Below are 14,922 nucleotides of genomic sequence, written 5' to 3' on the forward strand. Positions count from 1 at the left end.
AACGACCTCCACCTGTACTGAAAGCGCTACAGCGGAACGATATCGCTACACACACCTCCGATCACCGCTGTGCAAGGCTTTGATCCCGTTCAGCTTTTATCCTCGCTCCATGCTGTAGCGATTTCGCTACAGGCATCTCTGAACCTTCGCCCCCCACAATATATAATTCATTGATTTATAACGATAAATCAACATTGGCCACATTCTTGCTAATCAACCCTTCATAAATAAGGGCCTTCGCGCCCGACTATTCCACCGCGTCCACCAGACGAGTCTGGCCCCCTGAGGAGTTTCCATGAGCGAGTTGCGTTTTACTGAAGATCACGAATGGCTGCGCACCGAAGCTGACGGCAGCGTTACTGTCGGCATCACCGCTTTCGCGCAGAACGCCTTGGGCGACGTGGTGTTCGTGCAACTGCCTGAGCTGCAGGCTTACGAAAAGGGCGCCGAAGCCGCCACCGTGGAATCGGTGAAAGCCGCCAGCGGCGTGTACATGCCGCTCGACGGCGACGTACTGGCAGTCAACCCGGCGCTGGAAGACGCCCCGGAACTGGTCAACGAAGATCCGCTGGGCGAAGGCTGGTTCTTCCGCTTCCAGCCTGCCGACGCATCGGCCGTGGCCAAATTGCTCGATCAGGACGCGTACGACCGTCTGATCAAAGCCCAAGCCGAAGCCTGAGGAACACCGACATGACTCAAGTAAACCTTGGCACCGCCAACGAATTCATCGCCCGTCACATCGGCCCGCGCGCCGGTGACGAGCAAGCCATGCTCAACAGCCTCGGCTTCGACTCGCTTGAAGCCCTGAGCGCCAGCGTCATCCCGGAAAGCATCAAGGGCACCAGCGTGCTCGGCATGGACGACGGCCTCAGCGAAGCCGATGCCCTGGCGATGATCAAATCGATCGCCGGCAAGAATCAGTTGTTCAAGACCTACATCGGCCAGGGCTACTACAACTGCCACACGCCGTCGCCGATCCTGCGCAACCTCTTGGAAAACCCGGCCTGGTACACCGCGTACACCCCGTATCAGCCAGAAATTTCCCAAGGTCGTCTCGAAGCGCTGCTGAACTTCCAGACCATGATCAGCGACCTCACCGGCCTGCCGATCGCCAACGCCTCGCTGCTCGACGAAGCCACCGCCGCTGCCGAAGCCATGACCTTCTGCAAACGCCTGAGCAAGAACAAGGGCAGCCACCAGTTCTTCGCCTCGATCCACAGCCACCCGCAGACCCTCGACGTGCTGCGCACTCGTGCCGAGCCGTTGGGCATTGAAGTTGTGGTCGGCGACGAACGTGAACTGACTGACGTAACGCCGTTCTTCGGCGCGCTGCTGCAATACCCGGCGAGCAACGGTGATGTGTTCGACTATCGCGAACTGACCGAACGCTTCCACGCCGCCAACGCTCTGGTCGCCGTGGCTGCCGACCTGCTGGCCCTGACCCTGCTGACCGCCCCGGGCGAGTTCGGTGCTGACGTTGCCATCGGTTCGGCACAACGCTTCGGCGTACCGCTGGGCTTTGGTGGCCCGCACGCCGCTTACTTCTCCACCAAAGATGCGTTCAAGCGTGATATGCCGGGCCGTCTGGTCGGTGTCTCGGTTGACCGTTTCGGCAAGCCGGCGCTGCGTCTGGCGATGCAGACCCGCGAGCAACACATCCGCCGCGAGAAGGCCACGTCGAACATCTGCACCGCACAAGTGCTGCTGGCCAACATCGCCAGCATGTACGCCGTCTACCACGGCCCGAAAGGCCTGACGCAGATTGCCAACCGCGTGCATCACCTGACCGCGATCCTGGCCAAGGGTCTGACCGCGCTGGGCGCTAACGTCGAACAAGCCAGTTTCTTCGACACCCTGACCGTCGCCACCGGCGCAAACACCGCCGCGCTGCACGACAAGGCACACGCTGCGCAGATCAACCTGCGCGTGATCGACGCTCAGCGTCTGGGCCTGTCAGTCGACGAGACCACCACGCAGGCTGATATCGAAACCCTGTGGGGCCTGTTCGCCGACGGCAAAACCCTGCCGGACTTCGCTGCGCTGGCCGCTGCGGTGCAAAGCACCATCCCAGCAGCGCTGGTACGTCAGTCGCCGATCCTCAGCCACCCGGTGTTCAACCGCTATCACTCGGAAACCGAGCTGATGCGCTACCTGCGCAAACTGGCGGACAAGGATCTTGCCCTGGATCGCACCATGATCCCGCTGGGTTCGTGCACGATGAAACTCAACGCTGCCAGCGAAATGATCCCGGTGACCTGGGCTGAGTTCGGCGCGCTGCACCCGTTCGCTCCGGCCGCGCAAAGTGTCGGTTACCAGCAACTGACCTTTGAGCTGGAAGCGATGCTCTGCGCCGCCACCGGTTACGACGCGATCTCGCTGCAACCGAACGCCGGTTCGCAAGGTGAATACGCTGGCCTGCTGGCGATTCGTGCTTACCACCAGAGCCGTGGCGATGAGCGCCGCGACATCTGCCTGATCCCGTCGTCCGCCCACGGCACCAACCCGGCCACCGCCAACATGGCTGGCATGCGCGTGGTTGTGACCGCGTGCGATGCGCGCGGCAACGTCGACATCGAAGACCTGCGCGCCAAAGCCATCGAGCACCGCGAACACCTCGCCGCGCTGATGATCACTTACCCGTCGACCCACGGCGTGTTCGAAGAAGGCATCCGCGAAATCTGCGGAATCATTCATGACAACGGCGGCCAGGTGTACATCGACGGCGCCAACATGAACGCAATGGTTGGCCTCTGCGCACCGGGCAAGTTCGGCGGCGACGTCTCGCACCTGAACCTGCACAAAACCTTCTGCATCCCGCACGGCGGTGGCGGCCCGGGTGTCGGCCCGATTGGCGTGAAATCGCACCTGACCCCGTTCCTGCCGGGCCACGGCCAGATGGAACGCAAAGAGGGCGCGGTCTGCGCAGCACCGTTCGGCAGCGCGAGCATTTTGCCGATCACCTGGATGTACATTCGCATGATGGGCGGCGCAGGCCTGAAACGCGCTTCGCAGCTGGCGATCCTCAATGCCAACTACATTTCCCGTCGTCTCGAAGAGCACTACCCAGTGCTGTACACCGGCAGCAACGGTCTGGTGGCACACGAATGCATCCTCGATCTGCGTCCGTTGAAAGACAGCAGCGGCATCAGCGTTGATGACGTCGCCAAGCGCCTGATCGACTTCGGCTTCCACGCACCGACCATGTCGTTCCCGGTCGCGGGCACGCTGATGATCGAGCCGACCGAAAGCGAATCCAAGGAAGAGCTGGATCGCTTCTGCGACGCCATGATCCGCATCCGCGAAGAAATCCGCGCGGTGGAAAACGGCACGCTGGACAAGGACGACAACCCACTGAAAAACGCTCCGCACACCGCTGCGGAACTGGTTGGCGAGTGGACCCACCCGTACAGCCGCGAGCAAGCCGTGTACCCGGTCGCGTCGCTGATCGAAGGCAAATACTGGCCACCGGTCGGTCGTGTCGACAACGTCTTCGGCGATCGCAACCTGGTGTGCGCCTGCCCGCCGATCGAAAGCTACGCTTAATGGAATGAGGGGCAGGAATAACTGCCTCTTTCTCCAGAACACCACAAATCCCTGTGGGAGCTGGCTTGCCAGCGATGAGGGTGGATCAGTGTCCATCTCTGTTGCCTGACACTCCGCCATCGCTGGCAAGCCAGCTCCCACAAGGAACGCATCAAGCCTGATACTTTCGCCAATTCCTATAACAAGAAACCGGAGAACCACTCATGTCGTTAAGCGTGTTCGACCTGTTCAAGATTGGCATCGGCCCCTCCAGTTCCCACACCGTCGGCCCGATGCGTGCTGCTGCGCGTTTCGCCGAAGGCCTGCAACGTGAAAACCTGCTGACCACCACCGCCAGCGTTCGCGTTGAGCTGTACGGTTCCCTCGGCGCCACCGGTAAAGGTCACGGCAGCGACAAAGCCGTGCTGCTCGGCCTCGAAGGCGAACATCCCGATACCGTTGATACCGAAACCGTCGCCGCGCGCCTGCAAGAAATTCGCGGCAACGGACGACTGAACCTGCTCGGCGAACACAGCATTGCGTTCAACGAGAAAGAACATCTGGCAATGATCCGCAAGCCGCTGGCCTATCACCCCAACGGCATGATCTTTCGCGCGTTCGATGCTGCCGGGATTCAGATCCGCAGCCGCGAGTACTACTCGGTCGGTGGTGGTTTTGTCGTTGATGAAGATGCCGCGGGTGCCGACCGCATCGTCGAAGACGCCACGCCGCTGACCTTCCCGTTCAAAAGCGCCAAGGACTTGCTCGGTCATTGCGCCACCTACGGTCTGTCGATCAGTCAGGTGATGCTGACCAACGAAAGCGCCTGGCGCCCGGAGGCGGAAACCCGCGCCGGCCTGTTGAAAATCTGGCAGGTGATGCAGGACTGCGTCGCTGCGGGCTGCCGTAACGAAGGTATTTTGCCCGGCGGCTTGAAGGTCAAACGCCGTGCGGCAGCGTTGCATCGGCAACTGTGCAAGAACCCGGAATCGGCGTTGCGCGATCCGTTGTCAGTGCTCGACTGGGTCAACCTCTACGCTTTGGCGGTCAACGAAGAAAACGCCAATGGCGGACGTGTGGTCACTGCCCCCACCAACGGCGCGGCGGGGATCATTCCAGCGGTGCTGCATTACTACATGCGTTTTATCCCAGGCGCGAATGACGACGGCGTCGTACGGTTTCTGCTGACCGCTGCGGCCATCGGCATTCTCTACAAGGAGAACGCATCGATCTCCGGCGCTGAAGTCGGCTGCCAAGGTGAAGTCGGCGTGGCCTGTTCGATGGCGGCCGGTGCGTTGTGCGAAGTGCTTGGCGGCAGCGTGCAGCAAGTCGAGAACGCTGCGGAAATCGGCATGGAGCACAACCTCGGCCTGACCTGCGACCCGATTGGCGGGTTAGTGCAAGTGCCGTGCATCGAGCGCAATGCCATGGGCTCGGTAAAAGCCATCAACGCGGTGCGCATGGCCATGCGTGGCGACGGCCAGCATTTCGTCTCCCTCGACAAAGTCATCCGCACCATGCGCCAGACCGGCGCCGACATGAAAAGCAAATACAAAGAGACCGCCCGCGGCGGTCTGGCGGTCAACATTATCGAATGCTGACCTCACCCCAGCCCTCTCCCTCTGGGAGAGAAAAGTAATTAGCCCCCTCTCCCTTCGGGAGAGGGCTGGGGTGAGGGGCTTTTGATCTTGATCTTGCCTCTTACCCCCAAACTCTAATTTTCAAGGAGCCACGCATGTCCACCGAACAACTGTCGAAAACCCCGCTGCACGCTCTGCACATCGAACTCGGCGCTCGCATGGTGCCGTTCGCCGGCTACGACATGCCGGTGCAATACCCACTCGGCGTGATGAAAGAACACCAGCACACCCGTGAGCAGGCCGGGCTGTTCGATGTCTCGCACATGGGCCAGATTCGCCTGACCGGCGCCAACGCCGCCAAAGCCCTGGAAAGCCTGGTGCCGGTAGACATCATCGACCTGCCGGTGGGCATGCAGCGTTACGCGATGTTCACCAACGACAACGGCGGCATTCTCGACGACCTGATGGTGGCAAACCTCGGTAATGACGAATTGTTCCTGGTGGTCAACGCCGCGTGCAAGGATCAGGACCTTGCCCACCTGCAAAAACACATCGGCGATCAGTGCACCATTACGGCGCTGTTCGAAGAGCGCGCTCTGCTGGCATTGCAAGGTCCGGCGGCGGTCACCGTGCTGGCGCGGCTGGCACCATCCGTTGAAAAAATGACTTTTATGCAGTTCGCCCGTGTCAATCTGCTCGGCGTCGACTGCTTTGTCAGCCGTTCGGGTTACACCGGTGAAGACGGTTTCGAAATCTCCGTACCAGCTGCAGATGCCGAAAAACTTGCCCGCGCCCTGCTCGCCGAACCGGAAGTCCAGGCCATTGGCCTCGGCGCTCGCGACTCGCTGCGTCTGGAAGCCGGTCTGTGCCTCTACGGCCACGACATGAACACCGAGACCACGCCGATCGAAGCCAGCCTGTTATGGGCGATCTCCAAGCCACGTCGCGCTGATGGCGCGCGGGCCGGCGGTTTCCCGGGCGCGGAGAATATTTTCGCCCAGCAACAGAATGGCGTGGCACGCAAACGCGTCGGCTTGCTGCCGCAGGAGCGCACACCCGTGCGTGAAGGCGCAGAAATCGTCAACGAAGCCGGCGAAATCATCGGCAGCGTGTGCAGCGGTGGTTTCGGTCCGACCTTGGGCGGGCCGTTGGCGATGGGTTACCTCGACAGCGCATATGTCACCCTCGACACACCGGTTTGGGCCATCGTTCGTGGGAAAAAGGTGCAAATGCTTGTAAGCAAAATGCCATTTGTTCCACAACGCTACTATCGCGGCTGATTGACTGTTTCTATAAGTAACGCGATTGCGTTATGCGTGCACTAATGTGTAACGCAATCGCCACAAAAAAGTGCATTTTCTATCAACTGATTCGAATATGAACTTTGCTTATAACGATCGAAAACAATTGAACAGGCTAATCGTCTAAGACCGCACTAGCGAGAGGATTAACTTGCTCAAGCTCAGTAAAACCGGGGGCTTCGCAGGGCTTGTTTTTTCTCCTGTAGTTGGCGTAGAGTTTCTCCACTGTGTTTGCATGGGTCAGCTTGGAATCGTGACCTGGGCAGTAGCCTACAAGTTAGCTACATCCCGTTCGACGTCTTCTTACTCTCCTGCAACCAGCCCCAGTACTCTTTCATGAGAAAGAGACTGTCATTAATTTTTGCGTCAAAGGAAATAAGAAATGTCCACACGTCAGAGCGGTACCGTCAAGTGGTTTAACGACGAGAAAGGTTTTGGTTTTATCACTCCAGAAAGCGGTCCGGATCTGTTCGTACATTTCCGCGCCATTCAGGGCAACGGTTTCAAGAGCCTGAAAGAAGGCCAGAAAGTGACCTTCGTTGCTGTGCAGGGCCAGAAAGGCATGCAGGCTGACGAAGTACAAGCAGAAGCCTGATTTCTGTTACGAAAAAGCCCCTGATATTGATATCAGGGGCTTTTTTGTGCGCGCGAATCCGTAAAATGGCGCTTCATTTTGCGTCCAGAGGCTGCCATGTCGAAAAACCTGCTCACCCCACAGGGCGATTTTCCCGCCGTTGGTCTAGGCCGGCGTCTGGCGGCGATGTTCTATGACTTTCTGCTATGCACCGCCCTGCTGATCGTCACGGGTGGCATCTACAAGATGATTCAGGCAGCGATAATTGGTGAAGAGCGCCTGCGAGTGATGACCGATGCCGGCAAGCTCGACGGTGATCCGCTCTACTCGACCGTGCTGGTGTTGGTTCTGTTCGCATTTTTTGCCAAGTTCTGGACCCACGGCGGTCAGACGCTGGGCATGCAGGTGTGGGGCATTCGCGTGCAGAACGCCAATGGCACGGCGATCAGCCTGTGGCAGGCGTTGTTGCGGTTTATGGTGTCGATTGCGTCGTGGCTGTGCGTGGGGTTGGGATTCCTCTGGTCGCTGTACGACAAGCAGAAGCGCACGTGGCATGACATCTATTCCGATACCCGCCTCGTCCGGATCCCGAAGAAGACCAAATAATTTTCAGACGCCGAAAACCACTGTAGGAGTGAGCCTGCTCGCGATAGCGGTGTGTCAGTCAACATTTTCGTTGTTTGACACACCGCTATCGCGAGCAGGCTCACTCCTACAGGTTTATTTATTGCCTGAAAGACCTCAGGCGTTACCGGCCAGCTTCATCCGCGCAGCTTGAGTAAAGTCGAGCATGCGCTTCAATGGCCGGATCGCCTGCGGAATCAACGCCGGATCAACAAAGATCTCGTTGGTCCCTTCCTTCAAGCTCTTGAGCGTGCGCTCAAGGGTGTTCATGGCCATCCACGGGCAATGTGCGCAACTGCGGCACGCCGCGCCGTTACCAGCGGTTGGCGCCTCGATGAAGACCTTGTCCGGGCACAGCTGCTGCATCTTGTAGAAGATGCCACGGTCGGTCGCAACGATCAGGGTCTTGTTCGGCAGCGATTGCGCGGCAGCGATCAACTGGCTGGTGGAACCCACGGCGTCCGCCAGTTCGATCACCGACGTTGGCGACTCCGGGTGCACCAGAATCGCAGCGTCCGGGTACAACGCTTTCATGTCTTCAAGCTGCTTGGACTTGAACTCTTCGTGAACGATGCAGGCACCGTCCCACAGCAGCATGTCCGCGCCGGTCTTGCGCTGGATGTAAGTGCCCAGATGCTTGTCCGGCCCCCAGATGATGGTCTCGCCGTTGTCCATCAGGCTTTCGACGATCTCCAGCGCGCAACTCGAAGTCACCACCCAATCAGCCCGAGCCTTAACGGCTGCGGAGGTGTTGGCATAGACCACCACCGTGCGCTCCGGGTGCTGATCGCAGAACGCCGAGAACTCGTCGACCGGGCAACCCAGGTCCAGCGAGCACGTCGCTTCCAGGGTCGGCATCAGCACGCGTTTTTCCGGGTTGAGAATCTTCGCGGTCTCGCCCATGAACTTCACGCCGGCGACCACCACGGTTTTGGCCGGGTGAGCATTGCCGAAGCGGGCCATTTCCAGGGAATCGGAGACGCAACCGCCGGTTTCTTCGGCCAGAGCCTGAATCACCGGATCGCAATAAAAGTGGGCCACCAGCACCGCGTCCTGAGCCTTGAGCTCGGCGGCAATGGCGGAACGGTAATAAGCCTCCTCCTCGGCCGTCAGCGGTTTGGGCTGTTTGGCATCGAGGTGGGCTTGAACCAGAAGGCGTTCGGAAATCTGCGTCATGTTCGCAAGACCTGCAGGCGCGTTCGCGCGAAAGTCGAGTATACACCCGGCTCCGGACCGCTTGAGGGTACCGCCGGGAGAGTGAGTATTATCAGGCACGGACAGCATTGAAGCTGCGCAAGGCTACAGAATATCCCGTTGATACAAAAGATGATTCTGACCTGCGTCAGCGCTGCGGGTATTGAAATAACGCGGAGCGAAATTACAGGCAAAAAAAAACCCGGAAATCCTCACTTTCGTGGGCCTTCCGGATTTTCTAAACCGCCAAATATGGTGGGTCGTGTGGGATTCGAACCTACGACCAATTGGTTAAAAGCCAACTGCTCTACCAACTGAGCTAACGACCCGCTGTGTGGTGGCGCGTATAATACTGATTTTTAAGGACTATTCAACACCTTTTTGAAAATAATCAAAAATAAGGTGTTGGATCGTCCACACCAGCGGCCGCGAAGCCTTCTGCGCGCAGGCGGCAGCTGTCGCATTTACCGCACGCGCGGCCGTCATCGTCGGCCTGATAGCAGGAAACGGTGAGGCCATAATCAACGCCGAGCTTCACGCCCGCCTGGACGATCTGCGCCTTGCTCAGGTTCTGCAGGGGCGCCTGAATGCGGAAACCGTTGCCTTCCACACCGGCCTTGGTCGCCAGGTTGGCCATGCGCTCGAACGACTCGATAAACTCGGGACGGCAATCCGGGTAACCGGAATAGTCCACGGCGTTGACACCAATAAAGATGTCACGCGCACCCAGCACTTCTGCCCAGCCCAACGCCAGCGAAAGGAACACCGTGTTACGCGCCGGCACGTAAGTCACCGGAATGCCTTCGCCCAGCTCCTCCGGAATATCGATGCTGCTGTCGGTCAGTGCCGAGCCGCCCATACCATTCAGGTTGAGGCCAATCACCTTGTGTTCGATCACACCCAAGTCGCGGGCGACGCGGGCAGCGGCGTGCAGTTCGGCGTGCGAGCGCTGGCCGTAGTCGAAGCTCATGGTGTAGCAGCGGTAGCCTTCGGCTCGTGCCATGGCCACGACGGTCGCCGAGTCCAGGCCACCGGACAGCAGGATGACCGCGCGTTTTTCGAGAGTGTTCAGTTGTTCGGTCATATCAGCGCCCCGGCTCGTCGTTCCAAAGATATTTATGCAACTGCAATTGCAAGCGTACCGGCAGGTTGTCCGCCACCACCCAGTCCGCCAGATCGCGAGCATTGAGGTCATGGTGACTTGGGGAGAACAGCACTTCGCCGGCACGCCGATCAAGACCGTACTGAATCAGTTTGGAGACGGCCCAGTCATAGTCGTCGCGCGAGCAGATGACAAACTTCACCTGATCGTTGGGGCTCAGCAGTTCGATGTTCTCGTAACGGTTGCGATGGGCTTCTTTCGAGTCCGGCGTTTTCAGATCGACAACCCGACTGACGCGCGGATCGACGGCCGAAATGTCGAGTGCGCCACTGGTTTCCAGCGAAACCTCGTAACCGGCGTCACACAACTGCTTGAGCAAAGGAATGGCGTTCGGCTGCGCCAGCGGCTCACCGCCGGTGACACAGACGTAGCGCGGACGAAATCCGGCCACTTGCTCGAGGATGTCGTCGAGGGTGCGGATGGTGCCGCCACTGAACGCATAGGCGCTGTCGCAGTATTGGCAACGCAGAGGGCAACCGGTCAGGCGCACAAAAACCGTGGGCAGCCCGGCAGTCCGCGTTTCCCCCTGCAACGAGTAGAAAACTTCGGTGATTCTCAATGTGTCTTGCATAGTCGCCACGGGCGTAACAGCTAAACAGGCTGTCCGCCTCCGTCAGGCACTTCAGGCAATCCCGCCAACGCGTAGACCGCAAGAAGCGTGTTTCAGAAAAAGGGCGTGAATTCTAACGAAAAAACCCGCGACAAGCGCGGGTTTCTTCTAAACGGGTAACACGACCTTACATGCGTTGCAGATCGCGTTGAGCCAACTGAGCGGCGGAGGTACCCGGATATTGGGCCACCACCTGCTGCAGAATGCCTTTGACCTTGTCGGTATGACCAAGACGGCGCTCTACGTCAGCCAGCTTGTACAGCGAGTCTGGCACTTTGGCGTGCTTTGGATACAGCTGCGAAACCTTGGCGAAAGCCTGACCTGCGCCTTGCAGATCGCCCTTGGCCAGATTGACTTCGCCCAACCAGTACTGGGCGTTGCCCGCGTATTGGCTGTTCGGGTATTTGCGCAGGAAAGCGGCAAAAGCCTGGCTGGCCTTGTCGAAATCCTTGGCTTTGATCAGGTCGAAAGCGGCATCGTAATACAGCTTTTCCTTGGCCGGATCACCCGGTTCGCTGCTTGCAGCAGGTGCCTGGGCAGCAGCCCCGGCGCCAGCGGCAGCACCGGCAGCAGCACTTGCATCGCCACCGGCAGAAGAATTCTCAGGAGTCGCGGCAGGTGCAACGCCGGATCCTATGCGCCGATCAAGATCCTGGTATCGCTCCAGGGATTCCTGCTTCATGCGCGCAACCTGATTCTGCAGTTCTTCAATCACGCCTTGCTGGCGAGAAATCTGATCCTGCATCTGTTGCAATTGGTTGAACAGCATGCCTTGTGCCGAGGCAGGGGCCGAAGCCGCTCCCCCGGCATAGGCGCCGTTCGTACCGTAACCTGCAGGCGGATAACTGCTCCCGCTATTGTTATAACCGGAGTTGTCATCGACCACAGGAACCGCAGCCCACGCCGCAAGCGGCGCAAGGCTGAGAGCCAGAACAGTTACAGCACGACGGCACGTTCGCATATCGAATTACTTACGCAGTTCGACGCGACGGTTTTGAGCCCAGGACTGCTCGTCGTTGCCGGTAGCAACTGGACGCTCTTCGCCGTAGGAAACCAGTTCCAGCTGAGCTGGGGAAACACCTTGCAGTACCAGGTAGCGCTGAACGGCTTTCGCACGACGCTCGCCCAGTGCCATGTTGTACTCACGAGTACCACGTTCGTCGGTGTTGCCTTCCAGAACAACGCGAGCGCCGTTTGCTTTCAGGTCTTTGGCGTGAACGTCCAGAGCGCGCATGGCTTCTGGCTTCAGGTCCGAGCTGTCGTATTCGAAGTAGAAGGTGGTGATTGCGCGCAGAGCAGCTTCTTCGCTCAGGGAACCGTCAACGGCACCAGTGTTTGCGCCGTAACCAGCGTTTGGATCAACAGCGCCTTCACCGGCGTTGTCGCCGCCTTTGGACGAGCAACCTACAGCTACAGCCATGGCCAGAGCCAGCGCAGCAAATTTACCAAACTTCAGCATTTCCATCGTGAAACTCCTAATGAACCCCAGTGTGTTAAGTAAAACGTGTAGCGCCCGCTCACTTCAGGTAAGGGGACCAGGACGGTTCTCTGACTTCGCCTTGAGCGGTAGGAAGCGGGAGCCTAACGCGTCCATTAATGGACACGAGCATCAAGACTCCCCGGCCCTGTTGGCGGGTGGCGTAGATTACCATGGTGCCGTTGGGCGCAACAGTAGGTGACTCGTCCAGAGTGCTATCAGTGAGGATCTTTACACTCCCTCGCTGCAGATCCTGAGCTGCCACCTTGAAATTGGTGAAGCCATCCTGACGATGGATCATCACCAAAGTCTTTTCATCAGCCGAAAGTTTCGGGTTGGCGTTGTAATTACCTACAAACGTCACACGCTCGGCACCACCGCCACTGGCGCTGGTTTTGTAGATCTGAGGCTTGCCGCCGCGGTCCGAGGTGAAGTAGATGGTCGAACCATCCTTGCCCCAGTACGGTTCGGTGTTGATACCAGGACCTGCAGTCACGCGGGTGATCTGGCGCGAAGCCAGATTCATCACGTAAATGTCCGGGTTACCGTCTTTCGACAGTACGAACGCCAGGCGATCGCCGTTCGGCGACCAGGCTGGCGCGCCGTTCAGACCTTCGAAGTTGGTGATCTGCTCGCGGCGACCGGTATCGATGTTCTGCATGAAGATACGCGGACGCTTCTGCTCGAACGATACGTAAGCGATGCGCTTGCCATCGGGTGCGAAACGCGGCGACAGGATCGGCTCGCGCGATTGCAGCAGAGTCACGGCGCGGGCACCGTCATAGTCAGAACGTTGCAGGGTGTAACGCGTGTTCTTCTCGGAGAAACGCTCGGCTGTCACGTACAGCAGACGCGTCGAGAACGCACCTTCGATACCGGTCAGCTTCTGGAACGACTGGTCAGAGATGTAATGCGCCATGTCACGCAGTTGCTCGGTGGTGCCGGAAACACTGCCGTCAGCCACTTTCTGTTCGGTGGCAACGTTGAACAGTGCCCACTGCACCTGCAGGCGACCGCCTGCTGGAACAATACTGCCGACCATCATGTATTGAGCACCCACCGCCTTCCAGTCACGGAAGATGATTTCGCTCGGCTGGCTTGGCTGGCTGATCATGTTTTGCTTTGGAATCGGCGAGTAGTAGCCCGAGTTACGCAAATCGTTACCAATGATTTCTGCCATGTCGTCCGGCAGCACGGCACCGCCCTGCATGCCGAACGGTACGACTGCGATCGGAGTAGCCCTGTCAGTGCCGCTGCTGATCAGGATGTTCTTTTCGTCTGCTACCGCTATCCCTGCAAGGCAGCAGATAACGACCAGCATTGATCGAAGAATATTTCTCACAAGCCTAAATCCTCAGGATTGAATGTCATCTTGAATGAACGATACGGAGCAAAATCAGTAGGGCTCAAGCCCTGCATTTCCGTCAATCGCCCGATGTTCTTAACGGCGGCTACCGCAGAAGCGTCAAAAGAAGCATCGCCGCTGGACTTTGTGACCGTAGCACCTGTTACGGTACCGTCCGGCAACATACTGATCCGCAGCTCCACTTTCATGCCTTTACGCGCCGAAGGTGGAAGATTCCAACCCTCCGAAACACGCAGCCTGATCAGGTCGTCGAAATCACCCGCCACGCTGTCGCCGAGTTCATCCGCCTTGGTCGCTGCCCGATCCGTCTTGTCCGAAAGCAATTCAGCCAACGCCTGGGCCTTTTTGTCTTCAGCCGACTTGCGAGCTGCATCCTGGGCCTTTTTCTTGGCAGCGTCAGCAGCAGCCTTTTTCTTCGCGTCTTCGGCGACCTTCTTTTTCGCCTCTTCAGCTTCAGCTTTCTTCTTGGCGTCTTCGGCGGCTTTCTTCTTGGCGTCTTCGACGATCTTTTTCTTGGCTTCTTCGGCAGCGGCTTTCTTGGCCTCTTCTTCAGCAGCCTTTTTTGCTTCTTCTTCAGATTTCTTCTTGGCTATATCAGCCAATTGTTTCTCTTCAGCCTTCTTGGCTTCGGCGGTCTTCTTGGCTTCGTCGGCTTTTTTGGCTTCGTCAGCCTTTTTCGCCTCGTCTGCTTTCTTCGACTCGTCGGCCTTCTTGGCTTCCTCGGCCTTTTGAGCCGCTTCTTCTTTCTTTTGTTCCGCCGCCTTCACAGCTTCCTGCTCGATCTTTTTCTGTTCGAGCTGTTCGACTTCAGTCTGGCGCGCGGCAGTTTTCTTCGCCTCACCCGCAATCTTCTGATTGGTCTGGGTAGTCGCCGGACTTTTAGATTTCAACTGGTACAGAGTCGCCTGGACAATCGGTTTGGCCGGCGGCAGCTCTGGTGTGAAGGCAAAACTGACGAACAGCATGCCGAACACCAGCACGTGCAGGACAATTGCCAGAACACTAGGCCAGAAGTAGCTTTCCGAGGCGGACGGCTCTCGCTGTTGCTGCATCAGGGGGCCTCGGTAATCAAACCAACATTACCGACCCCGGCTTTCTGCAGCCCGCCCATGGCGCCCATGACGGAACCATAGTCGACGGTCTTGTCACCGCGGATGAAGACCTGGGTTCGCTTGCCGCCTTCAGTGCCGGCACGAATGATCTTGGTCACCGCGTCGGTCATTTGCGGCAGGGTCATGGCCCTGTCCTGTTGCTTCTCGGTATCGACTTCGCTGCCAAGGTTCCAGTAATAGGTCTTGTCAGCCTTGATCGAAATGGTCAGGACCTGAGTGTTGTTGTCCTGCGGCAAGGCTTCGCTGGAAACCTTGGGCAGATCAACTTTCACGCCCTGATTGAGCATCGGCGCGGTCACCATGAAGATGACCAGCAGTACCAACATCACGTCGATGTAAGGCACCACGTTCATCTCGGCGACCGGCTTGCGCTTTTTGCGAGCTCGAGCGATTAAAGCCA

14 protein-coding genes and 1 tRNA gene are annotated in these 14,922 nt (G+C 58.4%); 6 read left to right on the forward strand and 9 right to left on the reverse strand.

Going from position 1 to position 14,922, the window contains the following annotated elements:
* Positions 1-295 precede the first annotated feature (295 nt).
* From gcvH to CKW26_RS08210, 6 genes are all read left to right on the forward strand, one after another.
* On the forward strand, positions 296-679 hold the full coding sequence (gcvH, locus tag CKW26_RS08185; RefSeq protein ID WP_095048205.1) for a glycine cleavage system protein GcvH: 384 nt from the start codon (positions 296-298) through the stop codon (positions 677-679).
* 11 nt (positions 680-690) lie between these two features.
* Positions 691-3,543, forward strand: coding sequence for an aminomethyl-transferring glycine dehydrogenase (gene gcvP, locus CKW26_RS08190; protein WP_095048206.1), 2,853 nt, complete (start codon positions 691-693; stop codon positions 3,541-3,543).
* A 203-nt stretch (positions 3,544-3,746) separates the two neighbouring features.
* A complete protein-coding gene (locus CKW26_RS08195) occupies positions 3,747-5,123 on the forward strand; it encodes an L-serine ammonia-lyase (RefSeq protein ID WP_095048207.1) in 1,377 nt (458 codons plus the stop codon).
* A gap of 134 nt (positions 5,124-5,257) precedes the next feature.
* On the forward strand, positions 5,258-6,382 hold the full coding sequence (gene gcvT / locus CKW26_RS08200; protein WP_095048208.1) for a glycine cleavage system aminomethyltransferase GcvT: 1,125 nt from the start codon (positions 5,258-5,260) through the stop codon (positions 6,380-6,382).
* Positions 6,383-6,785: 403 nt separating this feature from the next.
* Positions 6,786-6,998, forward strand: coding sequence for a cold-shock protein (locus CKW26_RS08205; RefSeq protein WP_003227496.1), 213 nt, complete (start codon positions 6,786-6,788; stop codon positions 6,996-6,998).
* Positions 6,999-7,094: 96 nt separating this feature from the next.
* Positions 7,095-7,583: an RDD family protein gene (locus CKW26_RS08210; protein ID WP_095048209.1), complete on the forward strand. Its 489-nt coding sequence runs from the start codon at positions 7,095-7,097 to the stop codon at positions 7,581-7,583.
* A 135-nt stretch (positions 7,584-7,718) separates the two neighbouring features.
* Here the strand turns inward: CKW26_RS08210 and nadA are convergent, their stop codons facing one another.
* From nadA to tolR, 9 genes are all read right to left on the reverse strand, one after another.
* The gene (gene nadA / locus CKW26_RS08215) at positions 7,719-8,777 is read right to left on the reverse strand and encodes a quinolinate synthase NadA (RefSeq protein WP_016773509.1); all 1,059 of its coding nucleotides are present in this window, start codon (positions 8,775-8,777) and stop codon (positions 7,719-7,721) included.
* A 271-nt stretch (positions 8,778-9,048) separates the two neighbouring features.
* Positions 9,049-9,124: transfer RNA gene (locus tag CKW26_RS08220), tRNA-Lys, on the reverse strand.
* 62 nt (positions 9,125-9,186) lie between these two features.
* Positions 9,187-9,879 carry a 7-cyano-7-deazaguanine synthase QueC gene (gene queC, locus CKW26_RS08225; protein WP_095048210.1) on the reverse strand — a complete coding sequence of 231 codons (693 nt, stop codon included), beginning with the start codon at positions 9,877-9,879 and terminating at the stop codon, positions 9,187-9,189.
* Between the two features lies 1 nt (position 9,880).
* Positions 9,881-10,528 carry a 7-carboxy-7-deazaguanine synthase QueE gene (queE, locus tag CKW26_RS08230; protein ID WP_095048211.1) on the reverse strand — a complete coding sequence of 216 codons (648 nt, stop codon included), beginning with the start codon at positions 10,526-10,528 and terminating at the stop codon, positions 9,881-9,883.
* A gap of 166 nt (positions 10,529-10,694) precedes the next feature.
* The gene (gene ybgF / locus CKW26_RS08235) at positions 10,695-11,528 is read right to left on the reverse strand and encodes a tol-pal system protein YbgF (protein ID WP_007912724.1); all 834 of its coding nucleotides are present in this window, start codon (positions 11,526-11,528) and stop codon (positions 10,695-10,697) included.
* A 6-nt stretch (positions 11,529-11,534) separates the two neighbouring features.
* Positions 11,535-12,032, reverse strand: coding sequence for a peptidoglycan-associated lipoprotein Pal (pal, locus tag CKW26_RS08240; protein ID WP_003178634.1), 498 nt, complete (start codon positions 12,030-12,032; stop codon positions 11,535-11,537).
* Positions 12,033-12,084: 52 nt separating this feature from the next.
* Positions 12,085-13,365, reverse strand: a complete 1,281-nt coding sequence (gene tolB / locus CKW26_RS08245; protein WP_095048212.1) for a Tol-Pal system beta propeller repeat protein TolB — start codon at positions 13,363-13,365, stop codon at positions 12,085-12,087.
* 17 nt (positions 13,366-13,382) lie between these two features.
* Positions 13,383-14,462 (reverse strand): cell envelope integrity protein TolA, encoded by a 1,080-nt coding sequence (tolA, locus tag CKW26_RS08250; protein WP_095048213.1) that lies wholly within the window; start codon positions 14,460-14,462, stop codon positions 13,383-13,385.
* The gene (gene tolR, locus CKW26_RS08255) at positions 14,462-14,914 is read right to left on the reverse strand and encodes a protein TolR (protein ID WP_161806672.1); all 453 of its coding nucleotides are present in this window, start codon (positions 14,912-14,914) and stop codon (positions 14,462-14,464) included. Before tolR ends, tolA begins: the two co-directional genes overlap by 1 nt.
* Positions 14,915-14,922: the final 8 nt, after the last annotated feature.

Origin of the sequence: Pseudomonas sp. Irchel s3h9 (assembly GCF_900187475.1) — a bacterium.
Classification (GTDB): Bacteria; Pseudomonadota; Gammaproteobacteria; order Pseudomonadales; family Pseudomonadaceae; genus Aquipseudomonas; species Aquipseudomonas neuropathica.